Below are 22,454 nucleotides of genomic sequence, written 5' to 3' on the forward strand. Positions count from 1 at the left end.
CTAACCTCCGTAACTGATGACCAGCCCGTGGGTCAGGCGGGCCCAGCCATCGAGTAGCACAAACAGCAGCAGCTTGAAGGGCAGCGAGATGGTCATGGGGGAAACCATCATCATCCCCATCGCCAGCAAGATGTTGGAGATGATGAGGTCGATGGCGATAAAGGGCAGGTAGATGAGAAACCCGATCTCGAAGGCGCGACTCAGCTCGCTCACGGTAAAGGCGGGCAGCAGGATCAACAGGCTGTCGGGCTCCAGCCGGTCGGCATATTTGCTGGGCCAGAGCTGCTTGGTGCTGTCGATAAAGAAGGCGTGCTCCCGTGGTTTTATCTGCTTTTTCAAAAAGTCGCGGTAGGGGGCAATCCCCTCATCGAGGAACTTCTCCACCGATTCGGCTTTCGCCAGCGACACCTCGTTCTGGCGCAGGTAATCCTGGGTGGCAAAGCCGACCGGCGCCATCACATAAATGCTGAGAATGATCGCCAGCCCGTACATCGCCATGTTGGGGGGGATCTGCTGCACCCCGAGGGCGTTGCGCAGCAGCGAGAAGACCACCGCCAGCTTGACGAAGGAGGTGGCCATCACGGCGATAAAGGGGAGCAGAGCCAGCAGCGCCAGCCCGACGATAAGGTTTAGCTCGTCCGGCAACTGGATCATGACTGTGACTCGTTGTCGAGGCGTTCGACCCTTACCCCCAGGCGCCCCTGGATCTCCACCAGTCGGCCCACTCCCAGCGAATGGCCGTTGCTGATGATGCGCACTTCGCCATCGAGGGGCGTGCCAAGATCGAGCAGGGCGCCCGGTTGCAGACTGGTGAGGGTATGCCAGTCCAGGGTCTGGCGGCCCACTTCGAAGCTCACCGGGATCGGCAGTTGATCCAGTTCGGTCGGGCCGAAGGGTTCAGCGGAGGCAGCATTATGCATGGCAGTCAGTTCCAGATGTTGTTGATGGGGTTGGCAGTAGGCAAAGGGGCGACCCTCCACGCAGATCAGCAGTTGCTGGCCGAGTTGCGGATGGGGTGGCGGCAGCAGCACATCGCCGATAGCGAGAGTGGCGAGCTCATCCATGGTCAGCCCCATCTCGCCCCACTGTAGGGAGAGGGTGAGGGGCAGCGGCAACCGCTGCTGCCGTGGCCGTGGTGGCAGCTTGTTCAGCAATGGCTCGGGCTGCGGCAGCCAGAGAGCGAGCGTGGCCCCCTCCCGTTGCAACAGCAGTTGCAAGGCTGGCTCATCGGTCTGAACGTTACTCTCCGGTCGGGTCTGCGCCGAGCAGGTGATGCCACCGAGGGGTTGTCCCAGCCGTTCGATCAACGCCAGTTGCAGTGGCTCGGGCAGGCTGAACAGTGCCGCCTGTTGTAGATCCGGCGCGAGCCAGTGCGCCAGCTCTGCGCCGTGGCACAACAGCGGCAAAGAGAGCCCCTGCCACTGCAGTTGCAGCCGGGTATCGAGTGTCGCAGGCGGCAAACCGATGGCGAGGAGAAGCTCGCCGCCACTCCAGCCAAAGTGCTGGCGGTATTGGCTCAGGGTCTGCTGTAAAGTCAGCTCCGCCAGCGAGGCGGAGGTGAGGGTAATCGGTGTCATGCGTCGGCATCCCACTCTTCGTAGATAGATCGTTTATGGCGCGAACCCTGTTCACTGCCGGGCTGGCCGAATAGATCGAGGGCGATCCGCTCGCCGGGATAGAGCCGTTGCAGGCGGTCGACCAGATCGCTGCGCCCCTGATTGAGCAGCAATTGCCCTTCGCTGGTTGCCAGAATCTCGATCTGCAGCTCGCCATGGTGGTGAGCGATGCGAATGGAGAGATCGCCCAGCTGTGGCAATGTCAGGCGTAGAAGCGGCGGGCGCTCCGGGCGGCCCTGCTCCTGATAGATATCCACTGCCAGCCGCTCCAGCAATTGACCCAGCTCCCGATTATTCTCGGCAGGTGCCAGCCGAGCGAGCTGCAGATCCCCGGGGGTAACGGCAAGGGGAGCGCCCCAGATAGTCGGGTTGGCAAAGAGCTCATTTTTTGGGGCTGTTTCACCTGTAGTGACTGGCTTGAGTGCCACCAGCGGTGGTATTTCTGCGTCAAGTTGAGCTACCTGTTCACCGACCTCAGTTGGCTGGGGGGTGGTTAGTTTGGGAGTTATCGCCTCGCTGTCCGTTGCCAATGGCAGTAGATGTGGCGTGGTATTGGCGAGGGTATGTATCGGGTTGGCGCTGCTTGCCTCATAAGCCTCAATGACTGGATGCTGTTCTTCAAGCCACTCGTTTTCAGTCAGCGTGGCTTGGGTAACATGACCATAGGGCTGGGTAATAATGGCGGTTAGCCCCAAATCGGCAGAGCTTTCAAGCAAGCTTGTCTCTGGATCTCTTTGCATGCTCTCCGGTTGCGCGGTGAGCTTGCTCCCAACCCCTTCGGTGAGCGGCAGAGACTCGTTGAGGTGCGTCGAAATTACATCGCTGCTGGTATTTGTTGGCCTCAGTGCGGCCGGATTAGCTGTTATCGTCAGTATGGGGGGGCGCTGTTCGTTGTCCTGTGCAGTGAGTTGTGTGTGCTTGGTTTGTTGACGAGATGCGCGAGCCTTATCAAGCGTCAGTGTTATTGCATTTATTGGTGCAATGGTTGGTGGCACGAGTGGTGTGTTGTCCGTTACCGCTATCGGGTTTGTGTCGAGCACTTCAGCGCCAGAATGTGCAGCAAAAGTGGGTTTGTCGCGCCTTTCTTTAGCTGAGATATCTGTTGCTGCCACTCGCTCATCAGTAAGGCGCTGGCTCTGATCTCCGTTAGAGGGCGTGAATGTTAGCTGTTGCGGGTTGGTTTGCTCGCTCCCCTGCCGCTGTTGTTTTGATGTGATCTCTTTGTTGTCAGGCTGCGTGTCTTTGGTCGTGTGGCGTAGGGAAACTTGCTTGCCAGCTTCTGAGGGCGCGCGGTAGATATTCTGTTGCGGCAAGGGGTGGACGTCCGTCACTCTCTGTGAATGACGGATCTGCCCTTTACCATCAGGCTGCGGGTTGTGGCCGCGTTCTTTGAGGTTCTGATCCAGCCGCATCGCCTGCTCGAAACGCTGTTGTTGCGACCGATTGGCTTCAGCCATCTGGGTATCACCCCGGGCTGTCACTGTGCCCTGTATCGGGAGGATTCGGGTCATGACTCGTTACATCCTGATCTGCTGGCGGAACTCTTCCTGTTCCTGCTCTTCGTTGTAGTCACGCAGGGCTTGCTGTGAGGCCTGCTCCTGACGGTGTAGTTCGGCAAATTTCTGTTGCTGCTGGCGGGCTCGGTGTACCGCCTGCTGGCGCTCCTGCAAGCGGATGCGCTCTTCGGCGACCCGCTCGGCCTGCTCGGCGGCAGTTTGTTCAAGCTGGGCCTCTTTCTCCCGCAGCAGCGCCACTTGCTGTTGCCACGCCTTGAGCCCCTTGCGATCGAGTTGCTCCGCCTGACAGATGGCAAATAGCCGCTCTTCTTCGGCAAGGCGCCACTGGCGATAGTCGAGACTCTCCTGCTCCGCTTCGCGCTGGCGGACGCGGGCGAGTTGCACCCGAGCCTGCTGGGCGGCGAGCTGCTGCTCGGCCCGATCCAGCCGCAGGTCTTTTATTCGTTGCAGGCGGCCAATCATCGGGTCAGCGTCTCCAGAGTCGAGAGGGCTTCCGGCAGTGAGCTGGGTTCATGAGTGCCTTGCCTGAGCCACTGGCGAATAGTCTCGATGCGGGCGATCGCCTCATCGGCTACCTTGTCCTGCCCTTTCTGGTATTCGCCGATCTGCAGCAACAGCTCCACCTCTTCATATTTCGCCAACCAGCTGCGCAGTCGACCAGCCTGAGCCTGATGCTCGGGCGCGATGATCTGGTTCATCACTCGGCTGGCGGAGCGCAGCACGTCGATGGCCGGGTAGTGGTTGGCCGCCGCCAGTTTGCGCGACAGTATGATGTGGCCATCGAGGATGGAGCGGGTCTCGTCAGCGACCGGTTCTGTCATGTCATCCCCCTCTACCAGCACGGTATAGAGGGCAGTGATGGAGCCCTTGTCCGACTGACCGGCCCGCTCCATCAGGCGGGGCAGGGCGGCAAACACCGACGGCGGATAGCCCCGTCGGGTTGGCGGTTCGCCAGCGGCCAGACCAATCTCCCGCTGGGCACGGGCAAAGCGGGTGACGGAGTCCATCAGCAGCAGTACCCGCTTGCCCTGATCGCGGAAATACTCGGCGATGGAGGTGGCGACAAAGCCCGCCTTGGCCCGTTCCATGGCGGGGCGATCCGAAGTGGCCACCACCAGCACAGCCTTCTTGAGCCCCTCTTCCCCCAGATCCGCTTCGATAAATTCGCGCACCTCACGGCCCCGTTCACCGATCAGCGCCAGCACGGTGACATCTACCTCGGCGCTGCGAATAAGCGACGCCAGCAGGGTGCTCTTGCCACCACCTGCGGCCGCGAAGATCCCCATCCGTTGCCCCTCACCGCAGGTGAGCAGGCCGTCGATGGCGCGAATACCGAGCGAAATGGGCTCGGCGATGCGCTTGCGGCTCATGGGGGCCGGCGCATCCCGATAGACCGGATACCAGGCATCGGGCTCCGGCAGATGGCCACCGCCAAAGGGGTTACCGAGGCCATCGAGCACCTGACCGAGCAGATGCTCGCCGACCCCGACCTGATGCATGGCACCGGTCGGGCTCACCTCGGTGTTGGAGGAGATGCCGAACATCTCGCCAAGGGGGGTGAGCAGCGCCTGATGCTGGGCAAAGCCGATCACCTCTGCCTGCAGGGAGAGAGTGTTGTCCGGGTTGCGTAGATGACAGAGCTCACCGATCCGCACCCCCGGGACGACCGCCTTGAGCAGGGTGCCGGTCACCTGGGTGACCCGGCCACGGATCTGGATCAGGCGGCACTCGTCGATGGCGTGACGAAGCTGGTCGGGAATGTGGTCGAGGGAGAGGGTCATAACAATCTGCGCCATTGAAACTGGTGGCCACTATAGGGGATGGGGGGCTACGGGGATTTCAGCGCGAGTCGGGACTTTTTAGAAAACCGTTGGGGGCGGGCTAAAAATTCACGGCCGATTTTGGCATAGGGGGATGAGGGCGATTTTTATAATGCCATCCTCGTCAATCCATTCGTCACGGGAGTTTCCATGGCCATTATCCAGAGCAACCCCTATGCCTCTGCCGCCCAGCCCGAGCTGCGCGGAGCAGAGGTCGCATCCCGTCAGGCTCCCCTGCAGGGTGGGCAATTTCAGGGGGAGCGGGTCGTGCTGGCCAGTGCCGCCCAGTCGCTGGCAGATGCCGCCGAAGAGCTCACCTTTGTCTTTTCTGAGCGCGCTGAGCTTTCGCTCGCCAAGCGCAAACTGAGTGACAGCCATGCCCGCATCAGCGAGATCGAGGCGCTGGTGGGGGATTACCTCGACAAAGTGCCGGAGCTCGAACGCCAGCAGAAGATCAAGGAGATGGTGAGCCACCTCGGCAGCGGTCGGCTGGCCAATCTCTCCCAGCTGCTGGCCTACCTCGAGAGCTATTCGGGGGAGGTGAGCGAGCAGTTCGAGGCGCTCTGCCAGGCGCGCAAGGCCCTCGCCGGACGACCGGAGATGCAGGGCACCCTGGCGCTGGTGGAGCAGGCGCTGGCCAAGCTGGCGGACGAGCAGGGCAGTGCCATCGTGCTGGGGGCGCGCATTACCGGCCCCGCGGCCGAAGCGGCCAAAGCGGGCGTGGGAGCCGAGCAGGATCTACGGGATCTCTATCGCGATGCGGTGCAGGACTACCGTGCCCTCTCTGCCGCCTGGCGCGATATTCACAGCCGCTTTGGCAACGGTGCGCTGGAGAAGGTGACCGGCTTCATGATGAAGGCCCTGAGCGCCGATCTCGACAGCCAGCAGCGCTGGCTCGACCCGGTCAAGCTGGAACGGGTGATGAGCGACATGCACAAGCTGCGGCTGCTCAACACCCTCTCGGCGCAAGTGGACGAGCTGTGGCAACGGGTGAAGGAGGGCTCGGCCCATGGCATACGGGCCTTCTGATCTGATGGGCGATCTGATCGCCCTGGTGGAGAAACGCTGGGCCAGCGTGCGTGATGTGGAGCAGGTCGGTGTGGTTCTTGAGCTGTCAGATTGTCGCCAGCAGGTGCTGCTCTATCAAGAGCTCAAGCGGCTGATCCGCCTGCTGCCGGTGGAGCTGTTCAGTGAGGAGGAGCAGCGCCAGAACCTGTTGCAGTGCTGTCAGGGGGCGCTCGATAACGCCATCGAGCGGGAAGAGGATGAGTTGTCTGGAGAGTCGTCATGAACTGGATTGAACCCCTGCTGGTGCAGTTTTGCCAGGATCTGGGCATCACCATAGGGGATAACCCCCATTCGCTGATCCAGCTTGAACTGGAGCAGAGCGGCACTCTGCAACTGGAGCGCCATCAGGGGCAACTGACCCTCTGGTTGGCCCGCGCCGTGCCCTGGCATCAGAGTGGCGAGGCGATCCGTCGCGCCATGACCTTGACCGCCGCGGCGCAAGGCCCGGCACTGCCGGTGCGCAGCGGCTGGTTGGGGGAGGAGCAGCTGATCCTCTTCGTCACCCTGGATGAGCGGGCCGTGACTCTGCCCCAGCTCCATCAGGCAGTGACCACCCTGACCCGGTTGCAGCGAGAGGTGCTGGCGTCATGAGCCGGATTACTGCCGCGCATATCGGTATCGAGCAGCTCAGTGCCATTTCTCTTGACGATCAGGAGCGAAGCCTGCCGGGGCGTTATGCCCTGTTGCCCGATGGCCAGTCCATCGAACCCCATATCAGCCGCCTCTACCCCGAGCGGCTGGCGGATCGGGCGCTGCTCGATTTCGCCACCCCGGACCGCGGCTTTCACGATTTGTTGTGGCCGGTCGATTTCAATCAGGCGATGCAGGGTCTGCGCAGTGTGCTGGCAGAAGGGCAGAGCCCCGAGTTGCGAGCGGCCGCTGCGCTGCTCGAAAAAATGCACGCCGATGAACAACTGATGCAGATGACCCTTCATCTGCTGCACAAGGTATGACCATGGTGCTTACGTCACAGCAGCAGGATGCGCTACTGCTCACCGGCTGGTTGCAACTGCAATATGGCCACCCTGACAAGGCGAGCGTGCTGCTGGCCGCCCTGCTGCAGATCCACCCCGACCATCAGGGAGGGCGACGGACCCTGCTGGTGGCCCTGCTCAAACAGGGAGAGGGGGAGGCGGCGCTGGCCCATGTCGATCAGCTGATGCAGCAAGGGGAGGCCGATGGCCCGCTCTGGCTCTGCCGCAGCCGGGCCTGCCAGTTGGCAGGGCGGCTGGATGAAGCCCGTTTTGCCTATCAACAATACCTCGAACTGGAAGAGCAGAATGAATCAACGCTCCCTTGAGTTGCTGCGCCGGATCGGCGAGCGCAAGGACATCATGCTGGCGATCCTGCTGCTGGCCATCGTCTTTATGATGGTCTTGCCGCTGCCGCCGGTGGCCCTCGATATCCTGATTGCCATCAACATGACCATCTCGGTGGTACTGCTGATGATGGCGGTTTATATCAATTCGCCGCTGCAGTTCTCCGCCTTTCCGGCGGTGCTGCTGATCACCACCCTGTTCCGGCTTGCCTTGTCGGTGAGTACCACCCGGATGATCCTGCTGCAGGCCGATGCAGGGCAGATCGTCTACACCTTCGGCAACTTCGTGGTGGGGGGCAATCTGGTGGTGGGGATCGTCATCTTCCTCATCATCACCATCGTCCAGTTTCTGGTGATCACCAAGGGTTCGGAGCGGGTCGCCGAGGTGAGTGCCCGTTTCTCCCTCGATGCCATGCCCGGCAAGCAGATGAGTATCGATGGTGACATGCGCGCCGGGGTGATCGACGTGCACGAGGCGCGGGATCGCCGCGGGGTCATCGAGAAGGAGAGCCAGATGTTCGGCTCCATGGATGGCGCTATGAAGTTTGTGAAGGGGGACGCCATCGCGGGCCTCATCATCATCTTCGTCAACATCCTCGGCGGTGTCACCATCGGGGTGACCCAGAAGGGGTTATCCGCCGCCGATGCGCTGCAGCTCTACTCCATCCTGACGGTGGGTGATGGCATGGTCTCCCAGGTGCCGGCGCTGCTGATCGCCATCACCGCGGGGATCATCGTCACCCGGGTCTCCTCCGAAGAGTCTTCCGATCTGGGTACCGATATTGGCGCCCAGGTGGTGGCCCAGCCCAAGGCGCTGCTGATCGGCGGTCTGTTGCTGGTGTTGTTTGGTCTGATCCCGGGCTTCCCGATGATCACCTTCTTTGCGCTGGCGGCCATCGTCACGGCAGGCGGTTATTTTATCGGCTTGCGTCAGCGCAAGGCGCAGAGCAGCAACAGTCAGGATCTTCCTGCCGTGCTGGCGCAGGGGGCGGGAGCCCCCGCCGCCCGCAGCAAGCCAAAACCGGGCAGCAAGCCGCGGGGCAAGCTGGGGGAGAAGGAGGAGTTCGCCATGACGGTGCCGCTCCTGATCGATGTGGATGCCGCTTTGCAGGCCGAGCTGGAGGCGATTGCCCTCAACGACGAACTGGTGCGGGTGCGCCGCGCCCTCTATCTCGATCTCGGGGTGCCTTTCCCGGGTATTCACCTGCGTTTCAACGAGGGGATGGGGCCTGGCGAATACCTGATCCAGCTGCAGGAGGTGCCGGTCGCCCGCGGTCTGCTGCGCCCGGGCCATCAGCTGGTGCAGGAGAGCGCCTCCCAGCTCGATCTGCTGGGGATCCCCTACGAAGAGGGGGCGCCGTTACTGCCGGGACAACCGACCTTGTGGGTCGCTAATGAACATCAGGAGCGGCTGGAGAAGTCACGGCTGGCCACCCTCACCACCGATCAGGTGGTGACCTGGCATCTATCCCATGTGCTGCGGGAATATGCCGAGGACTTTATCGGCATTCAGGAGACCCGTTACTTGCTGGAGCAGATGGAGGGTAGCTATGGCGAGCTGGTCAAGGAAGTGCAACGCATCATCCCGCTGCAGCGAATGACCGAAATTTTGCAGCGGCTGGTGGGGGAGGATATCTCCATCCGCAACATGCGTGCCATCCTCGAGGCGATGGTGGAGTGGGGCCAGAAAGAGAAGGATGTGGTGCAGCTCACCGAGTACATCCGCAGCAGCCTCAAGCGCTACATCTGCTACAAGTACGCCAACGGCAACAACATCTTGCCCGCTTATTTGCTCGATCAGCAGGTGGAGGAGCAGATCCGCGGCGGCATTCGCCAGACCAGCGCCGGCAGCTATCTGGCGCTCGATCCCACCATTACCCAGAGCTTCCTCGATCAGGTGCGCCATACCGTCGGTGATCTGGCCCAGATGCAGAACAAACCGGTGCTCATCGTCTCCATGGATATCCGCCGCTATGTGCGCAAGCTCATCGAGGGGGATTACCATGCCCTGCCGGTGCTCTCCTATCAGGAGCTGACCCAGCAGATCAATATCCAGCCCCTCGGGAGGGTCTGCCTGTGAGGGGAGACCCGTTAACCTCTGACCCCCTGATCCCCTGGCTGCAAGCCAGGGGTGTGGCGGTGGCCCCTCACCATCTGGGGGCGACCCCCATCCAGCTCGGCCACGGTTTTTGTTATCGCCAAATTTATCTCGCCTGGCGCTTTGATCTTGCGACCCGACGGGTCTGGATCCTGCTGGTGCGCCGTGAGGGAGAGCGGGCCGGACTGGCCAACCCCTTTGCCGCCCTCTATCTGCTGGCCGAAGCCACTCTGGCTGTACTCGGGCCGGGCCATTTCCTCTACGGCAACGTCGATGTCTTTCGCGGCAGTAGCCTGAGCGGTGAGCGGCTTGGCCGATTCTACTTGCGCTGGACGGGAGCCAGTGAACCCGAGCCCGGCTGGTTCATGCTGGCGGCCGAGCAGGTCTGTTCACTGCGAGATATGCGAAAACGACAAAAGCACGGCCTTGCGTGACAGGCATGTCCAAAGGGGCCTCATAGAATAGGAGCCAAGATGAAACAACCGCGTTTTGCCGACCATAGCGAGACCATTTCGCAGGCAGAGCAGGCCATTGCCGACAGCGATCATCGCAACGCTCTGTTGCAAGAGATGCTGGCTGGCCTCGCTCTCTCGGATCAGACCTGTCAGCTGCTATTCGATGCGCCGACCGAGCAAGTGGCCGTGGCCGAGCAGGAGTTGCTGGCTGAGATCCAGCGCAGACAGGCGTTACTGCCGGCACAGCCGGGAGAGGGCCGCAAGAGTCGCCGTCCCACCATGATGCGCGGACTGATGATTTAAGGAGTCGTGATGAGCACTATCCCTGACTACAACACCAACCCAGGCGCATTCGTCGGCTGGCTTGATGGGCAAGCGCTAGACGCATTGCCGGGCCATAAAAACCCCAAGTTGACCGAACTGGTCGAGCTGCTCAAGGGCAAGATCACCATCAGTGCTGACTCATCGACTGCGCTGAGCAAGGAGCAGTTGGAGAAGTTGCTGGCTGCCTATCTGACGGATCCCGCCTCGATCAACGGGGGTTGGGCGATGGGCCAGTTCCAGGGGGGGCAAGATGCGGCCATTGCCGCCATCAAGGGGATGATCAAGCGGGGAGAAAAACAAACCCCGCCAGTCACCCACTGGACCGTCCCTGAATTTATGCTGCTCTCCCTCAGTGCGCTGACCATGGATCGCATCGATGACGATCTCATCACGACCTTTACCGGGGTGATGGCGTTTCAGGACAACCAGCGTAAAGGGCTGCGGGATGAGTTGGCAGAGATGACCGGTGAGCTGAAGATCTACGGGGTGATCCAGTCCGAGATCAACAAGGTGCTCTCTGCGGCATCCAGCCAGACCTTCAACACTAATTTCAATTTGATGGATTACAAGCTCTATGGCTATGAGTCGCAGGCCAAATTTATGGATGGGGCCGAGTACAAACTGTTGTCAAAAATGTTTACTGATGAGCAAGTGAAAAAAGCACAACAAGATGTCAGCGAGGCTGAAAGTAATCTGAACGAGCTAATCAAGAATCAGCAACGCCATAATGCGGGTTTATCGACAGGTATCGCCATAAATTTCGAGTCACAACGTTCTGAACTGCAGGCTGCGTACGACAGTAAAAAAGCCATTTTGGAGCGGATCGTAGCGAAGCAGCACATCACAGTTAAAGATTTCCTGGAAAGTGATCAGAAGAAGAGCGGCGCGATGAAAAATATCGAAGCCAGCTACAGCTATGACAAGGACAACAACAAGCTTGGCAACTTCTCCACCAGTGTGAGCGACCGTTCTCGCCCGCTCAACGATCAGGTCAGTGAAAAGACCACCCGCCTCAACGACGTCAGCTCGCGCTACAACGCCGCCATCGAGGCACTCAACCGCTTTATCCAGAAATACGACAGCATCATGCGCGACATTCTTGGCGCAATTTGAGGAGAGATCATGCAGACCGATACCACCCTGACCCCGGAATATGAAGCAGAGCTGGAAGCCTTTATGGCTGACGGCGGCACCCTGGCCATGCTGCAGGATATCTCGGGCGACACCCTGGAGCAGCTCTATGCCCTGGCCTTTAGCCAGTATCAGGCCGGCAAGTGGGAGGATGCTCACAAGATCTTCCAGGCCCTCTGCATGCTGGATCACTACGAGCCGCGCTATTTCCTCGGGCTGGGTGCCTGCCGTCAGGCGATGGGGGAGTTTGAAACGGCGGTTCAGAGTTATAGCTTTGGCGCCATGCTCGACCTGAAAGATCCCCGTTTCCCGTTTCATGCTGCCGAGTGCCGGCTGCAACAAGGTGATTTGAACGGGGCCGAGAGTGGCTTCCACTCGGCCCGACTGCTGGCGGACACAGATCCCCAGCAGGCAGACCTGGCGGCAAGCGCCAAGGTTATGTTGGAAGCCATCGCAATCAGAAGGGATCTGCAAGATGAACCCGATCAGCAATGAAAGACAGGTTTCCCCGCTGGGAAACACAGGTGATGTTGCGGGCCTGGTGCCCGTAACCCAACCTCGCAGTGAAACACGGCTCGATGCCGCCACGGTGCAAGTCACCGGTCAGGCCCGCAAGTCAGGGGTCTCGCTAAACGCACCACTGGCGGTAAGCAATAGCCAGGTCAGTGCGCAGCAACTTGGTGAAATCGGCAAGTTGGTGGCTTCGGTGAAAGAGAACACCCGCTTGATTCTGCCGCACACCAACGGGTTGGTGACCGCAGCCTTTACCTCGCCCGAAGCGTTCGAGATTGAGCTGGGCAAGCTCACCAGCGATCTGGAGAAGACCCAGACCAAGCTGAAGCTTGATGATATCCGACAAGCTCGCACGCTGAACGAGAAGAAGATCGGCGAGAACCAGGCGAAGATCAAAGAGGCAGAAGAGAGTGCCCAGGAGGCCAAGAAGGCCGGTATCTTTGGCAAAATTTTTGGCTGGATCAGTGCCATCGCCTCGCTGGTGATCGGTGCCATCATGGTGGCAACCGGGATTGGTGCTGCCGCCGGTGCCCTGATGATCGCAGCTGGCGTCGTTGGCGTGGTCAACATGGCTGTGCAGCAGGCTGCCGCTGATGGCCTTATCTCCAAGGAGGTGATGGAGAAGCTGGGGCCAGCCCTGATGGGGATAGAGATTGCGTTGGCAGTGATTTCGGCCGCAGTCAGTTTCGGCGCGACCATTGGCGGTGCGATTGCCAAACTGGGCGCCAAGATTGGTGGCAAGGTTGCGGATGTTACCGCCAAAATCGTTGCCAAGGCGGGTGAAATGGCCGCCAAATTTGGTGCCAGAGCAACCGTTGAGGCGGTGAAGGTGAGTGACAAGGTGGCGAAAGTGGCCAAACTGGCCACCCAGGGTGCCGATATCCTCATTGATGTGAGCAGTGGCGTGGCCAAAACGGTCCAGTCGGCGAAAGAGTCCGAGTCTCTCGATGCCCAAGCTGATCTTGCCTTGAGCAAGAGCGAGATGACCGAACTGCAAGGGGTCATCGACAAGCTCAAGGAGGCGATAGCCCAGATGATCGAGGCGTTCCAGCAGACCATGGAGATGATCTTCCAGATGATCAATGCCAAGGGCGACATGATGAACAACCTGGCCCGCAGACCTGCCGCTATCTAAGGAGTACCGACCATGATTAACAGTGATTATGCAAATGGTGTGACCCGTACCGCCCCGCTGACCGAGGTGCAAGCCGGTGAGCCGCAGCAGGTTCGCAGTGCGACCACTGCCCATGAGGCTGCCGTTTCGACCCGTTCGCAAGGGGCAGAGAACAAGAGCGTTCCTACTCTGCCACGCCCCTCCATCCCCTTCGATACCAAAGGGGTGACCCAGATGGTTGCGCAGCTGGACAGTGCGATGGATATGATGTCCTTGCTGTTCAAACTGGCCCGTCAGGCCCGTGAGGAGGGGTTACAGGTTCGGGATATCGAGAACAAGCTGGTCATCAGCAACCAGCAGGCACAGGTTGATGAGATGCGCCACGGCGCCAAGCTGATGATCGCCATGGCGGTGGTCTCCGGCGTGATGGCGGGGTTCTCTGCCATTATGGGCGGGATCAGCCTGGGCAAGGGCGCCAAGACTATCAAGCAGCAACAATCCCTTGATGGCAAGATTGCCGGTCGCGAGGCCTTGATTGACGCCAAGGTTGATAGCTTGAGCAAGCAGGGCCAACAGGTTGACCGTGCTGATGTGGGCAAAGTCTGGAAACAGGATCAAGTTGCAGACAGTAATGCGAGCCGATTGTTGGACAAGAAATTTGCTCGCACTTCCGAACGGGGTCAGGTGTTCAACAGCGTAACCCAGTCTGTGGGGCAAATGAGCAACTCTGCGGTGCAGGTGGCGCAGGGTGACAGCCAGGCCAATGCGAAAGAAGACGAGGTCGAGGCGACCATCAGTCAGACCGAGAAGCAGAAGGCCGAGGACAATATGTCCTTCAATGCCAACTTTATGAAAGATCTGCTGCAACTGATGCAGCAGTATTCCCAGAGCCAGAATCAGGCCTGGAAAGCGGCATTCGGCGTTGCATAAACGTCATGGCAATCAAGGCGCCCACTGGGGCGCCTTTTTGTTTTCCGGCCATTTTTCTTAAAAGTGCCGCCCTTGAGTGACAGCCTGCATGGCGGTGGCAGGCTAACATGCCTTCCTCTCTGCTGGAGGAAATCATGGATGTAACTGTCATCATCAATCGACTGCTCGCTGAATTTGCCACCAAATATGGTTTGCCATCCCTGGCTCTGAATCAGGAGGGGGTTGCGGCGCTCTGCTTTGACGAGCAGTTCCAACTCAGCCTGATCCTGGTGCCGGAGCGTGATCAGCTGGTGTTGCAGGCCGACGTGGCCGAGCTGCATCAGGTGGGCGAGGGGATTTTTCGTCAGTTGGCCAGCTTCAATCGTCACTGGTATCAATTCAATCTTCACTTCGGTTTCGATGAAGAGAGTCTGACGGTGCAACTCTATCGCCAGATGGCGGCAAGCCGGTTGACCCTGGCGTACCTTGAAGAGAGTCTCGCCAGCATGTTGGAGCATGCCGAGTTCTGGCAGGAGTTGCTGCAACCCGGTACTCGGGAGGCAGGTAGCAGTGATCAGGTGATGGGAGTGCGGGTATAACCATGAAGATTCAGGAATCACAAGGTGCGCTGGCCCTGCATGGGGCAGAGGCGGGCAAGGTAGGGGCATTTGCAGGCAGAACTGTGAGTGCCCGGTCAGCTAATACGAGCCAGGTTCCCCTGTCGGCACTGCTGCGACGCTCAATTACCCTCAATCAGGTCCAGGAGCTGGCGTTGCAGCGACTGCAGCAGGGCGAGCACACCCCGCTGAGTGAACGGCGGATCCGGGTGCTATGAGAGGTCTGCTGGCACTGATGCTGTTGGCCATGCTGGCCGGTTGTGTCACCACCCCGGAGCTGAAGCCATCGCAACAGCAACTCAAGGGCGAGGTGCATTTCCCGCAAGCCTTGCCACGTCCAGCGACAGTGGAGGTGGCTGTGCTCAGCGTGATCGGGGGGCGTCCGTTGCAAGTGGCAGCCACCCGTTATGAGGTGACCATGCTGCCATTGCTGTTTGATCTGCGTTTGACCCCTCTGCAACTGGCGGAAGGGGAGATCTATCTGCGGGCCCGCTTGCGATTTATGGATGGCACCGCGGTACAGGCTATGAGTCAGCAGAAAGTTTTTAAGATTTTTAATGACAAAAAAATGGTTATTCAATTGCAGCCAAAAGCTTGTTATCCACAATGTCAGTAATGATTGTGTTTAAATAAAAAGCCTCAAATCAATCATTTATTAATTTATCAGTTAAGATTGAAGGTTTCTTTTTGTAACGAAGTATCTTTTGCTGTAAGCACACCATTAAGTATGAGTCGTTGCACTGGATAAATAGTGTGTTAGCTCTAATTTTAGGCTGGTTTTTCTGCTTGTGACTGTTGTAGGATCCCCCCTCATTTCAATGGTGATTAATTTTTGAATTCACTAGTGAATGACTTGATTACAAAATAATAAATAAAAATAACAGCAATAATAAAGCACCCGAGAGCGACCCGCTTCCGGAGGTGTTACTGGTACTACACGCAGATTCAGGAAAATAAAACATGAAGGGCATTACTACCACAGAGAAGGGCGATATGGCCCTGCTCCAGTGGTGCATGTCTGCTTTTAACGTTATCGAACATCCGCAAGAGGGAATTTATATTCTCCTGGAAGGATCGATGAAGTGGCAGGACTGTACCGATACCTATGAATTATCCCCCAACGAACTTCTGTTCGTGCGCCGTGGCAACTACGCGGTCTGTACCGGTGACGGCCCCTGCCGCCTGCTTTGGCTACCTCTGTCAAACTCCTTTTTGCAAGGCTTCTTGCAACGTTTTGGTTCACTATTGAGTGAAGTCCCCCGGCTGGAGGGGATGGCCCCCACGCTGTTGCCGTTTCACTCATCCCCCTTGCTGACCCAATGTATTCAGGGGCTGCGCGGGTTGACCGAACATGAACATCCCCCCGCACTGGCCCAATTACGCACCGAAGAGTTGCTGTTTCTGCTCGCGTTTGGCGAACAGGGGCCTCAACTGATGTCTATTTTGCGCCAGCTGAGCAATCGCCAGGTCGAGCGGTTGCAACAGTTTATGGAAAAGCACTATCTGATGGAGTGGAAGCTCAGCGAATTCGCCAAAGAGTTCGGTATGGGATTGACCACTTTCAAGGAGCTGTTTGGCTCGATATATGGTGTTTCTCCACGCGCCTGGATCAGTGAAAGGCGGATCCTTTTCGCTCATCAGTTATTACTCAATAGTGAAATGAGCATTGTCGATATTGCGATGGAGGCCGGTTTCTCCAGCCAATCCTATTTTACCCAGAGTTATCGTCGTCGTTTTGGCTGTACGCCAAGCCGTGCCCGACACGGCACAGATTAACGCCGGACTAAAATAATCTGACGTTTTTTATAAGCCGCGGAGCGAGGCAATGGATAGAATAGCCAGCATATCGAAACATCATTCCATTATTGCCCGCAGCAAGATGAGCAAGGCATAGCATGAGTCAGCAAGATCACCATTCACCTAACCAGGGCCTGTTTGCAGGTCGTCGGGTTACCGTTGTCCAGCCAGATACCCTGAGTCGGGATCGTCTGGTCGGCCAGCTGTCCGTGCTCCGTTATCAGGATGCCGGCGTGATCACCTCGCAGCAGATGGCCCTGTTGCAACGACTGTTGCCCAGAACCCGACTGGAGAGCCTGTTGGGCTCCATCTGGTTTCAGCGCCGTCTCGATGCCGCGCTGGCCGTCTCGCGTGAGGAGCTGCAACAGATCTTGCGTCTGGCAGGCAGCGAGCGTTGTGACTGGATGCAGCAGCTGGGGGACCGCATCAATCTGGCGGATCGTCCCTTGCTGTGGCACTGGGTGCTCTATCCCTTGCACCGCTGGTGGGTTCAGCGTCTTGAACCACTTTACGGCGCCTGGCTTAACGAACTGGAGCAGTTGCAGGTGATGCGCCGCCAGCTCAATGCCCAGGCCGTGTTCTGGCAGACCGTGGTCGATGTACCGGCGGATCTGGAGAGCCGGATCGCCGATCAGCTTGAGCAGTTGAACCAGCGCGAGCAGGAGCTCACCCGGCTGCAGAGTGATTGTGAGACACGTCTCCAGCTGGCCTGGCCTGCCTGGTATGCGCAAACGAGCAAGGAGGGGGACCCGGTTCACCTGATGCCGGTACCGCTTGAGCTCGGCACATTCTGGCATGCCCTGCAGGCTCTGCCCCATCAGGACGAGGCAGCCCTAACCCTGCATGAGTGGCTGGCCGGTCGGGGCATTGCCCTGGGTCAGGATCACTTCTACTGGCAGCCTCCTGCGCCCTAGATAGCCCGAGGAACTATGCAAACGCTACTGAATCGATTGGCCGCAAACCTTGGCCAAGGGCCTTTTATTGCCGACGCACAGGGAAAGTACCATCTGCGGATCGATGGTTATCCCCTTTTTCTGACCCCCAGAAACGGTGAATTGCTGCTGAGAACCCCGCTTGCAAGCAGCCAGAGGAATGACGCTGAGGCCCATGATCCGGCGCTGCTAAAGCGTCTATTGCAACAGGTGGTGGCCTGGGGCCGTCATGCCCCCCATGCTCTGGTGCTGGACGATCTTGGCAATTTGCAGCTGGAGGCGCGGCTCGCGCTGGAGTGGCTCGACGAGGCGCTGCTGGCGGAGCGCCTGAGCCAGCACATCGCCCTGCTGGAGCGCTTGGAACCCCAATTGACCGAGGCCGCCTTGGCCCCCCAATGGAGACAGATGATATGGCACCCTTGAGTGTGCAACCCCTGCTGCGTCCCCTGTTGTGGATCTGCCTCGCCGTGATGGCGTGGCAGCGTCCCGCCATGGCACAGGAGCTGGACTGGGTGCCCATGCCTTACAGCTATGTGGCGGAAGGGGAGAGTCTGCGCGACGTGCTGGTCAACTTCGGTGCCAACTACGAGGTCTCGGTGGTGGTCAGCGACAAGGTCAACGATCAGGTCAACGGTCAGTTCGAGCATGACGAGCCGCTCGCCTTTTTGCAGCAGCTCTCCTCCCTCTACAACCTGGTCTGGTACTACGACGGCAATGTGCTCTACGTCTTCAAGAACAGCGAAGTGCAGTCCCGTCTCATCAATCTGGAGCAGACTGGCGCAGCAGAACTCAAACAGGCACTGCAACGAGCCGGGATCTGGGAGCCCCGCTTTGGCTGGCGCCCCGATGCGGATAACCGGCTGGTCTATGTCTCCGGCCCGCCCCGTTACCTTGAACTGATCGAGCAGACCGCGCTGGCACTGGAGCAACAGTCCCAGCTGCGCAGCGAGAAGACCGGGCCGCTGGCCATCGAGATCTTCCCCCTCAAGTACGCCTCGGCGACTGACCGATCCATCCAGTACCGCGATACCGATGTGGCGGCGCCCGGTGTGGCGACTATTCTGGCCAAGCTGCTGAGCGATGCTGGCGTGCAGATGGTCAATGGCGAGGGTAGCAAGGCAGCGACGGCCACCTCCGGTCAGGCCATCGTGCAGGCTGATCCTTCCCTCAATGCGGTGATCGTGCGCGATGCTCCGGAGCGGATGGCGATGTACGGCAAGCTGATCGCCGCGCTCGACAAACCGGCGGCCCGCATTGAGGTGGCGCTCTCCATTATTGACATCAATGCCGAGGATCTCTCCCAGCTGGGGGTTGATTGGCGAGTGGGGATCCGCACCGGTTCCAACCAGCAGGTAATTATCAAGACCACCGGCGATCGCAAAGGAATTGAAGGGGGGGCCGCGCTCGGCAGTCTGGTGGATTCGAAAGGACTTGACTATCTGCTGGCGAGGGTCAATTTGCTGGAAAACGAAGGCAATGCCCAAGTGGTCTCCCGCCCGACCTTGCTGACCCAGGAGAACACCCAGGCGGTGATCGACCACAGCGAGACTTATTACGTGAAGATCAGCGGCGAGCGGGTGGCCGAGCTGCAGGGGATCACCTATGGCACCATGCTGCGAATGACGCCCCGGGTGATCCAGATGGGTGACAGACCCGAGATCAGCCTGAGCCTCCACATCGAGGATGGCAACCAGAAACCCAACAGTGCGGGGGCCGATGGCATTCCGACCATCAGTCGCACCGTGGTCGATACCATCGCCCGGGTCGGCCACGGCCAGAGTCTGCTGATAGGCGGTATCTACCGCGACGAGATGAGCGAGAACCTGAGCAAGGTGCCCTTCCTTGGTGACATCCCTTATCTGGGGGCGCTGTTCCGTAGCAAGGACACCCAGACTCGTCGTTCGGTGCGGCTCTTTATCATCGAACCTCGTCTGATTGATGACGGTATTGCCCACTATCTGGCTCTCGGCAATGGTCAGGATCTGCGAGCCGGGGTGCTCGGGGCTGATGAGATCTCCAATCAGAGTCTCTCCCTTGGCAAGGTGCTGGGGGGCGCGCAATGCCAGCCGCTGGCTGCAGCCCGTGACGTGCAGCAGCTACTGCGTCAGGGGGGCAAGAGCTCGTCTCTCACTCAGTGCCGGATGGGCAATGAGCTAGGGTGGCGTCTGGTCGAAATGAACAAGGATCAAAAATGTACATCGGCCGCCAGCTGGTGTGTGCAGGCGGGCAATGAGGGCACGACCCGATGAGCTGGAAGTGCCGCGTATATCGCGGGCTCAACCGCGGGGTAGAAGTTCCTCTGCCGGAGGGGCGTCTGGTCATCGGTTCCGATCCCCTCAAGGCTGATCTGGTGCTGGTGGATGAGGGGATGGCCCCCGAGCATCTGGTACTGCTGGTGACTGGTGAAGGGATCACCCTGCAAGCCTGGGCGGACGGTATTACCCCGACTCAGGACGGTGTCGCCCTGACCGCGGGAGAGACGCTCAGGGCGGGGACGCGCCTGGAGGCAGGCCCGCTGCTCTGGAGCTTCTGTGACAACAGTCGTTCGCTACCCGAACAGCTTGAGGCATTGGCGGCGGTGGTTGCTCCTTCTCGTGCGCCGCGGCGGCGGGCAGCGGGCGCCGATGTCTGGATGGGGGTCCTCTGCCTGAGTCTGGTGGTCGCCGTGGTCTTGCTGCTCGGCACGGGCTGGTGGCATGGCGCCGACGAGAACGAATCCGCCCGCAGTGAGCAGGCATTGAAGCGCTTTCTGGCCGCACCAAACTACCGTCAGGTGGTGCTGAACAGCAGTGACCCCGAGCTGTGGCAACTCTCGGGTTATGTCGATGAGAACAGCGCGCGTCTTGCCTTGCAGCAGTACCTCGACAGCAAGGGTTTCAACTACCGGCTGGAGCTGCGCACCATGGAAGATCTGCGGCAGGGGGCCGGCTTTATCTTGCAGAAGCTGGGTTATGAACAGCTGCAGATCCGCAATGGCAAGGAGCCCGGCTGGCTCAAGCTCAGCGGTGAAATTCAGGGGCAGGATGGCAAATGGAGCACTATTGAATCTCTGCTCAAGCAGGAGGTACCCGGCCTGCTGGGGGTTGAAAATCAGGTACAGATTGCCGGGGCTTATCGCAAGCGTCTCGATGCCTTGCTGCAGGAGCAGGGGCTGGCCAGTGCATTGCGGGTGCGCGAGGCGGGTGGGCGACTCGAACTCTCCGGCCAGCTGGATGAGCGTCAACTTGGCCAGTTTCAGCAGGTCAACCAGCAGTTTCGCCGGGAGTTCGGTACACACCCGACGCTGGAGCTGATCAATCAGACCAGAACGCCGCGTCAGGATGAGCTGGAGTTCGATGTGCGCAGCGTCTCGTTTGGCCGGGTGCCTTATGTGGTACTGGCGGACAACCAGCGCTATCCGGTCGGGGGCGCAACCTCCAGCGGCGTGCGGGTGCTGGCTATTCGCCCCGATGCGGTGGTGGTGAGCAAGGGCAAGCAGCAATACATCGTCAAATTAAAAGGAGCCGAGCGGCATGATGACCAATTTGGAAGCGCGACTGTCCGGCGCTGATCCCGCCTTTGCCCGTGAGCTGCATGAGCAGCTTGTTCAGGCGCAGGGAGACGTGAAGCGGCAACTGCTGCGCGGGGGAACCCCGCAACAGTATCGGGAGTGGCAACAACAGGCCGACGCCATTGAGGCGGGGCTCACGATTATTGGCAAGTTAAAGGAGCACAACCATGGCAATTGAGCGATTTTTTACCGACGGGGGATCTAGTAACAATACCCTAGATAGTGTTGCCAAGGCGCTGAAAGATCAGGCGAATGAGAGCAACCAAGCCGTCAACAAGGCCATCGAGGACATGAAGAATGCCCCGGACAACCCGGCGTTGCTGGCCGATCTGCAGCACAAGATCAACAAATGGTCGGTGATCTACAACATCAACTCCACCGTGACTCGGGCCATGAAAGACCTGATGCAGGGTATTTTGCAGAAGATTTGATGATGAACCCTGAACTCAAGCGACAACTGGCCGAACTTGCGCTGGCTGGTAGCGGCCACCATTGTCACCAGGAGGCGGCCACCATCGCCGACTGGCTGGCTGGTGCGCCGGAGATGACCGAGTGTGTAACGCTCATTCGCCTCTCCTCCCTGATGAACAGGGGGGATTACCAGGCTGCTTTGCAGCTTGGTGGCGAGCACTGCACTCCGGATATCGAACCCTGGCTGGCCCTGTGCGAGTGGCGGCTTGGTCAGCAGGATGCGCTGGCTGCACGGTTGCTGCGACTGGAACAGAGCGGTCAGCCAACCTTGCAACAGTTTGCCGCTGGCCTGCGCGAGCAGATGACATCATGAAAATTGAAGGTAGCGATCAGCTGGGGGGAGTGCAGCCGCAGCGTCAGCCCCCCCCGCCCGAATCCATGGCCCAACGCCAGTTTGAACGACTGCAGGCCAAAGCCCCCGAGTCGGATCTGTTCGAACGTTGGCAACAGGGGGCCCCCCTTGAGGGGTTGCTTGCCGGTGTAACACCAGCCGCCAAGCGTGAACTGCTCTGGCAGATCTACCAACAGGGTGACAAACAGGCGCCGGAGATTGGCAAGCAACTGTTTGCCCCTGTTACCGACAAGCTGATCGCGCGTTTTGGCGAGCGCCAGTCGCCGGTGGTGGATGCCATCGATCTGCCGGAGCTGCGAGCCACCATGCGGGAGTTTGACCCCCTTGCGTCGCGGCGGGAGAAGGTGTTGCTGAACTTGTTGAGCGAGCTCAGGGACGGGCAGGGCGCCGTGCCTGCGGGGCATCAATTTCTCGATGCACTGGCCCGGCGCGAGCTGATGACCCTGATCCCGCTCAACGGCATGGTAGACAATCTGATGCGCAATTCGCACAAACTTGATCTGGAGGCGTGATGGAAATTGCACAGTCTGCCCAGGCGGTGGTAACCAGCCTGGATGAGTTGAAAGCGGTGGATCTCTCCTCGCCCCATGTCGCCAGTTTTGAACAGGCGATGGGGAGCACATCCCAGGGGATGGGGAGCTCTCTGCTCGGGGAGCTGGGGGAGTTGAAGCAGCAGTTTGTCGAGGCCAAGCAGAGCCTGCAAGCCGAGCTGGCCACCCCGGGGGATGATCCCAACAGCCTGATGCAGATGCAGTGGTCGCTGATGCGGATCACCATGCAGGAGGAGCTGATTGCCAAGACAGTGGGCAAGATGAGCCAGAACGTAGAAACCCTGTTGAAGACCCAGTGAGG

At 59.5% G+C, this 22,454-nt stretch carries 30 protein-coding genes; 25 read left to right on the top strand and 5 right to left on the bottom strand.

Translation table 11 applies throughout. From position 1 onward, the window contains the following. From ascR to ascN, 5 genes are all read right to left on the bottom strand, one after another. Positions 1-654 (bottom strand): SctR family type III secretion system export apparatus subunit AscR, encoded by a 654-nt coding sequence (ascR, locus tag AB5Y82_RS02795; RefSeq protein WP_005334585.1) that lies wholly within the window; start codon positions 652-654, stop codon positions 1-3. After that, a complete protein-coding gene (ascQ, locus tag AB5Y82_RS02800; RefSeq protein ID WP_111900828.1) occupies positions 651-1,577 on the bottom strand; it encodes a SctQ family type III secretion system cytoplasmic ring protein AscQ in 927 nt (308 codons plus the stop codon). The genes ascR and ascQ overlap by 4 nt, the downstream gene beginning before the upstream one ends. Then, a complete protein-coding gene (locus tag AB5Y82_RS02805) occupies positions 1,574-2,728 on the bottom strand; it encodes a type III secretion system needle length determinant (RefSeq protein WP_236758021.1) in 1,155 nt (384 codons plus the stop codon). The genes ascQ and AB5Y82_RS02805 overlap by 4 nt, the downstream gene beginning before the upstream one ends. A gap of 405 nt (positions 2,729-3,133) precedes the next feature. Then, entirely contained in the window at positions 3,134-3,595 is a 462-nt protein-coding gene (gene ascO / locus AB5Y82_RS02810) for a type III secretion system central stalk protein AscO (RefSeq protein ID WP_058055778.1), read from the bottom strand. Continuing rightward, complete coding sequence (gene ascN / locus AB5Y82_RS02815; protein WP_118853548.1) at positions 3,592-4,914, bottom strand: SctN family type III secretion system ATPase AscN; 1,323 nt, start codon at positions 4,912-4,914, stop codon at positions 3,592-3,594. The genes ascO and ascN overlap by 4 nt, the downstream gene beginning before the upstream one ends. Positions 4,915-5,103: 189 nt before the next feature. Here ascN and aopN point away from each other — a divergent pair, with 189 nt between their 5' ends. From aopN to ascI, 25 genes are all read left to right on the top strand, one after another. Further along, positions 5,104-5,982 (top strand): SctW family type III secretion system gatekeeper subunit AopN, encoded by an 879-nt coding sequence (aopN, locus tag AB5Y82_RS02820; RefSeq protein WP_118853549.1) that lies wholly within the window; start codon positions 5,104-5,106, stop codon positions 5,980-5,982. Continuing rightward, positions 5,963-6,244, top strand: coding sequence for a type III secretion system gatekeeper subunit Acr1 (acr1, locus tag AB5Y82_RS02825; RefSeq protein ID WP_159144100.1), 282 nt, complete (start codon positions 5,963-5,965; stop codon positions 6,242-6,244). Before aopN ends, acr1 begins: the two co-directional genes overlap by 20 nt. After that, the gene (gene acr2, locus AB5Y82_RS02830; RefSeq protein WP_069528254.1) at positions 6,241-6,612 is read left to right on the top strand and encodes a SycN family type III secretion system chaperone Acr2; all 372 of its coding nucleotides are present in this window, start codon (positions 6,241-6,243) and stop codon (positions 6,610-6,612) included. The genes acr1 and acr2 overlap by 4 nt, the downstream gene beginning before the upstream one ends. Next, a complete protein-coding gene (gene ascX, locus AB5Y82_RS02835) occupies positions 6,609-6,974 on the top strand; it encodes a type III secretion system protein AscX (RefSeq protein ID WP_159144099.1) in 366 nt (121 codons plus the stop codon). The genes acr2 and ascX overlap by 4 nt, the downstream gene beginning before the upstream one ends. Next, positions 6,971-7,321, top strand: coding sequence for a type III secretion system chaperone AscY (gene ascY, locus AB5Y82_RS02840; protein ID WP_020379598.1), 351 nt, complete (start codon positions 6,971-6,973; stop codon positions 7,319-7,321). The genes ascX and ascY overlap by 4 nt, the downstream gene beginning before the upstream one ends. Further along, entirely contained in the window at positions 7,254-9,419 is a 2,166-nt protein-coding gene (gene ascV, locus AB5Y82_RS02845; RefSeq protein ID WP_272865867.1) for a SctV family type III secretion system export apparatus subunit AscV, read from the top strand. Before ascY ends, ascV begins: the two co-directional genes overlap by 68 nt. Then, positions 9,416-9,871: an LcrR family type III secretion system chaperone gene (locus AB5Y82_RS02850; protein ID WP_111900823.1), complete on the top strand. Its 456-nt coding sequence runs from the start codon at positions 9,416-9,418 to the stop codon at positions 9,869-9,871. The genes ascV and AB5Y82_RS02850 overlap by 4 nt, the downstream gene beginning before the upstream one ends. A 39-nt stretch (positions 9,872-9,910) precedes the next feature. Then, positions 9,911-10,195, top strand: a complete 285-nt coding sequence (gene acrG, locus AB5Y82_RS02855; protein ID WP_005334559.1) for an LcrG family type III secretion system chaperone AcrG — start codon at positions 9,911-9,913, stop codon at positions 10,193-10,195. 9 nt (positions 10,196-10,204) lie between these two features. After that, positions 10,205-11,329, top strand: coding sequence for a virulence-associated V antigen (locus AB5Y82_RS02860; RefSeq protein ID WP_111900822.1), 1,125 nt, complete (start codon positions 10,205-10,207; stop codon positions 11,327-11,329). A 9-nt stretch (positions 11,330-11,338) separates the two neighbouring features. Next, complete coding sequence (acrH, locus tag AB5Y82_RS02865) at positions 11,339-11,842, top strand: SycD/LcrH family type III secretion system chaperone AcrH (RefSeq protein WP_111900821.1); 504 nt, start codon at positions 11,339-11,341, stop codon at positions 11,840-11,842. Then, positions 11,823-12,995 (top strand): type III secretion system translocon subunit AopB, encoded by a 1,173-nt coding sequence (aopB, locus tag AB5Y82_RS02870; protein WP_368173626.1) that lies wholly within the window; start codon positions 11,823-11,825, stop codon positions 12,993-12,995. Before acrH ends, aopB begins: the two co-directional genes overlap by 20 nt. Before the next feature lie 12 nt (positions 12,996-13,007). Then, positions 13,008-13,904: a type III secretion system translocon subunit AopD gene (aopD, locus tag AB5Y82_RS02875; RefSeq protein ID WP_111900819.1), complete on the top strand. Its 897-nt coding sequence runs from the start codon at positions 13,008-13,010 to the stop codon at positions 13,902-13,904. A gap of 134 nt (positions 13,905-14,038) precedes the next feature. Next, complete coding sequence (locus AB5Y82_RS02880) at positions 14,039-14,482, top strand: type III secretion system chaperone (protein ID WP_106842692.1); 444 nt, start codon at positions 14,039-14,041, stop codon at positions 14,480-14,482. Positions 14,483-14,484: 2 nt separating this feature from the next. Next, complete coding sequence (locus tag AB5Y82_RS02885) at positions 14,485-14,718, top strand: T3SS regulon translocated regulator ExsE family protein (RefSeq protein WP_069528263.1); 234 nt, start codon at positions 14,485-14,487, stop codon at positions 14,716-14,718. Next, positions 14,715-15,116 carry a YscW family type III secretion system pilotin gene (locus tag AB5Y82_RS02890; RefSeq protein WP_111900818.1) on the top strand — a complete coding sequence of 134 codons (402 nt, stop codon included), beginning with the start codon at positions 14,715-14,717 and terminating at the stop codon, positions 15,114-15,116. The genes AB5Y82_RS02885 and AB5Y82_RS02890 overlap by 4 nt, the downstream gene beginning before the upstream one ends. Positions 15,117-15,460: 344 nt before the next feature. Next, a complete protein-coding gene (locus AB5Y82_RS02895; protein ID WP_019446814.1) occupies positions 15,461-16,276 on the top strand; it encodes an AraC family transcriptional regulator in 816 nt (271 codons plus the stop codon). 119 nt (positions 16,277-16,395) lie between these two features. Continuing rightward, complete coding sequence (exsD, locus tag AB5Y82_RS02900) at positions 16,396-17,211, top strand: type III secretion system negative regulator ExsD (protein WP_058058923.1); 816 nt, start codon at positions 16,396-16,398, stop codon at positions 17,209-17,211. A 15-nt stretch (positions 17,212-17,226) separates the two neighbouring features. Beyond that, the gene (gene ascB, locus AB5Y82_RS02905) at positions 17,227-17,652 is read left to right on the top strand and encodes a YscB family type III secretion system chaperone AscB (protein ID WP_368173627.1); all 426 of its coding nucleotides are present in this window, start codon (positions 17,227-17,229) and stop codon (positions 17,650-17,652) included. Beyond that, entirely contained in the window at positions 17,625-19,478 is a 1,854-nt protein-coding gene (gene ascC, locus AB5Y82_RS02910; protein ID WP_368173628.1) for a SctC family type III secretion system outer membrane ring subunit AscC, read from the top strand. Before ascB ends, ascC begins: the two co-directional genes overlap by 28 nt. Next, positions 19,475-20,779 carry a SctD family type III secretion system inner membrane ring subunit AscD gene (gene ascD / locus AB5Y82_RS02915; protein WP_368173629.1) on the top strand — a complete coding sequence of 435 codons (1,305 nt, stop codon included), beginning with the start codon at positions 19,475-19,477 and terminating at the stop codon, positions 20,777-20,779. Before ascC ends, ascD begins: the two co-directional genes overlap by 4 nt. After that, positions 20,742-20,957: an EscE/YscE/SsaE family type III secretion system needle protein co-chaperone gene (locus AB5Y82_RS02920; protein WP_368173630.1), complete on the top strand. Its 216-nt coding sequence runs from the start codon at positions 20,742-20,744 to the stop codon at positions 20,955-20,957. Before ascD ends, AB5Y82_RS02920 begins: the two co-directional genes overlap by 38 nt. Continuing rightward, entirely contained in the window at positions 20,947-21,210 is a 264-nt protein-coding gene (gene sctF / locus AB5Y82_RS02925) for a type III secretion system needle filament subunit SctF (protein WP_111900814.1), read from the top strand. The genes AB5Y82_RS02920 and sctF overlap by 11 nt, the downstream gene beginning before the upstream one ends. Next, positions 21,210-21,563 (top strand): YscG family type III secretion system chaperone, encoded by a 354-nt coding sequence (locus tag AB5Y82_RS02930; RefSeq protein ID WP_111900813.1) that lies wholly within the window; start codon positions 21,210-21,212, stop codon positions 21,561-21,563. Before sctF ends, AB5Y82_RS02930 begins: the two co-directional genes overlap by 1 nt. Next, entirely contained in the window at positions 21,560-22,114 is a 555-nt protein-coding gene (ascH, locus tag AB5Y82_RS02935) for a YopR family T3SS polymerization control protein AscH (protein ID WP_111900812.1), read from the top strand. The genes AB5Y82_RS02930 and ascH overlap by 4 nt, the downstream gene beginning before the upstream one ends. Beyond that, complete coding sequence (ascI, locus tag AB5Y82_RS02940; RefSeq protein ID WP_005320806.1) at positions 22,114-22,452, top strand: SctI family type III secretion system inner rod subunit AscI; 339 nt, start codon at positions 22,114-22,116, stop codon at positions 22,450-22,452. The genes ascH and ascI overlap by 1 nt, the downstream gene beginning before the upstream one ends. Positions 22,453-22,454: the final 2 nt, after the last annotated feature.

Origin of the sequence: Aeromonas sp. s13, assembly GCF_040907905.1 — a bacterium.
GTDB classification, from domain to species: Bacteria; Pseudomonadota; Gammaproteobacteria; order Enterobacterales; family Aeromonadaceae; genus Aeromonas; species Aeromonas veronii.

Excerpts from the sequence above, each read along its gene's own strand:
- aopD (WP_111900819.1), top strand. The coding sequence starts at position 13,008 with ATGATTAACAGTGATTATGCAAATGGTGTGACCCGTACCGCCCCGCTG.
- aopN (WP_118853549.1), top strand. The coding sequence starts at position 5,104 with ATGGCCATTATCCAGAGCAACCCCTATGCCTCTGCCGCCCAGCCCGAG.
- sctF (WP_111900814.1), top strand. The coding sequence starts at position 20,947 with ATGGCAATTGAGCGATTTTTTACCGACGGGGGATCTAGTAACAATACC.
- ascN (WP_118853548.1), bottom strand. The coding sequence starts at position 4,914 with ATGACCCTCTCCCTCGACCACATTCCCGACCAGCTTCGTCACGCCATC.
- exsD (WP_058058923.1), top strand. The coding sequence starts at position 16,396 with ATGAGTCAGCAAGATCACCATTCACCTAACCAGGGCCTGTTTGCAGGT.
- ascV (WP_272865867.1), top strand. The coding sequence starts at position 7,254 with ATGAAGCCCGTTTTGCCTATCAACAATACCTCGAACTGGAAGAGCAGA.
- acrG (WP_005334559.1), top strand. The coding sequence starts at position 9,911 with ATGAAACAACCGCGTTTTGCCGACCATAGCGAGACCATTTCGCAGGCA.
- AB5Y82_RS02860 (WP_111900822.1), top strand. The coding sequence starts at position 10,205 with ATGAGCACTATCCCTGACTACAACACCAACCCAGGCGCATTCGTCGGC.
- AB5Y82_RS02880 (WP_106842692.1), top strand. The coding sequence starts at position 14,039 with ATGGATGTAACTGTCATCATCAATCGACTGCTCGCTGAATTTGCCACC.
- AB5Y82_RS02920 (WP_368173630.1), top strand. The coding sequence starts at position 20,742 with ATGATGACCAATTTGGAAGCGCGACTGTCCGGCGCTGATCCCGCCTTT.
- ascH (WP_111900812.1), top strand. The coding sequence starts at position 21,560 with ATGAAAATTGAAGGTAGCGATCAGCTGGGGGGAGTGCAGCCGCAGCGT.
- AB5Y82_RS02885 (WP_069528263.1), top strand. The coding sequence starts at position 14,485 with ATGAAGATTCAGGAATCACAAGGTGCGCTGGCCCTGCATGGGGCAGAG.
- ascI (WP_005320806.1), top strand. The coding sequence starts at position 22,114 with ATGGAAATTGCACAGTCTGCCCAGGCGGTGGTAACCAGCCTGGATGAG.
- AB5Y82_RS02930 (WP_111900813.1), top strand. The coding sequence starts at position 21,210 with ATGATGAACCCTGAACTCAAGCGACAACTGGCCGAACTTGCGCTGGCT.
- acr1 (WP_159144100.1), top strand. The coding sequence starts at position 5,963 with ATGGCATACGGGCCTTCTGATCTGATGGGCGATCTGATCGCCCTGGTG.
- AB5Y82_RS02890 (WP_111900818.1), top strand. The coding sequence starts at position 14,715 with ATGAGAGGTCTGCTGGCACTGATGCTGTTGGCCATGCTGGCCGGTTGT.
- ascB (WP_368173627.1), top strand. The coding sequence starts at position 17,227 with ATGCAAACGCTACTGAATCGATTGGCCGCAAACCTTGGCCAAGGGCCT.
- acr2 (WP_069528254.1), top strand. The coding sequence starts at position 6,241 with ATGAACTGGATTGAACCCCTGCTGGTGCAGTTTTGCCAGGATCTGGGC.
- ascC (WP_368173628.1), top strand. The coding sequence starts at position 17,625 with ATGGAGACAGATGATATGGCACCCTTGAGTGTGCAACCCCTGCTGCGT.
- acrH (WP_111900821.1), top strand. The coding sequence starts at position 11,339 with ATGCAGACCGATACCACCCTGACCCCGGAATATGAAGCAGAGCTGGAA.
- ascO (WP_058055778.1), bottom strand. The coding sequence starts at position 3,595 with ATGATTGGCCGCCTGCAACGAATAAAAGACCTGCGGCTGGATCGGGCC.
- ascR (WP_005334585.1), bottom strand. The coding sequence starts at position 654 with ATGATCCAGTTGCCGGACGAGCTAAACCTTATCGTCGGGCTGGCGCTG.
- ascY (WP_020379598.1), top strand. The coding sequence starts at position 6,971 with ATGACCATGGTGCTTACGTCACAGCAGCAGGATGCGCTACTGCTCACC.
- ascX (WP_159144099.1), top strand. The coding sequence starts at position 6,609 with ATGAGCCGGATTACTGCCGCGCATATCGGTATCGAGCAGCTCAGTGCC.
- AB5Y82_RS02895 (WP_019446814.1), top strand. The coding sequence starts at position 15,461 with ATGAAGGGCATTACTACCACAGAGAAGGGCGATATGGCCCTGCTCCAG.
- ascD (WP_368173629.1), top strand. The coding sequence starts at position 19,475 with ATGAGCTGGAAGTGCCGCGTATATCGCGGGCTCAACCGCGGGGTAGAA.
- aopB (WP_368173626.1), top strand. The coding sequence starts at position 11,823 with ATGAACCCGATCAGCAATGAAAGACAGGTTTCCCCGCTGGGAAACACA.
- ascQ (WP_111900828.1), bottom strand. The coding sequence starts at position 1,577 with ATGACACCGATTACCCTCACCTCCGCCTCGCTGGCGGAGCTGACTTTA.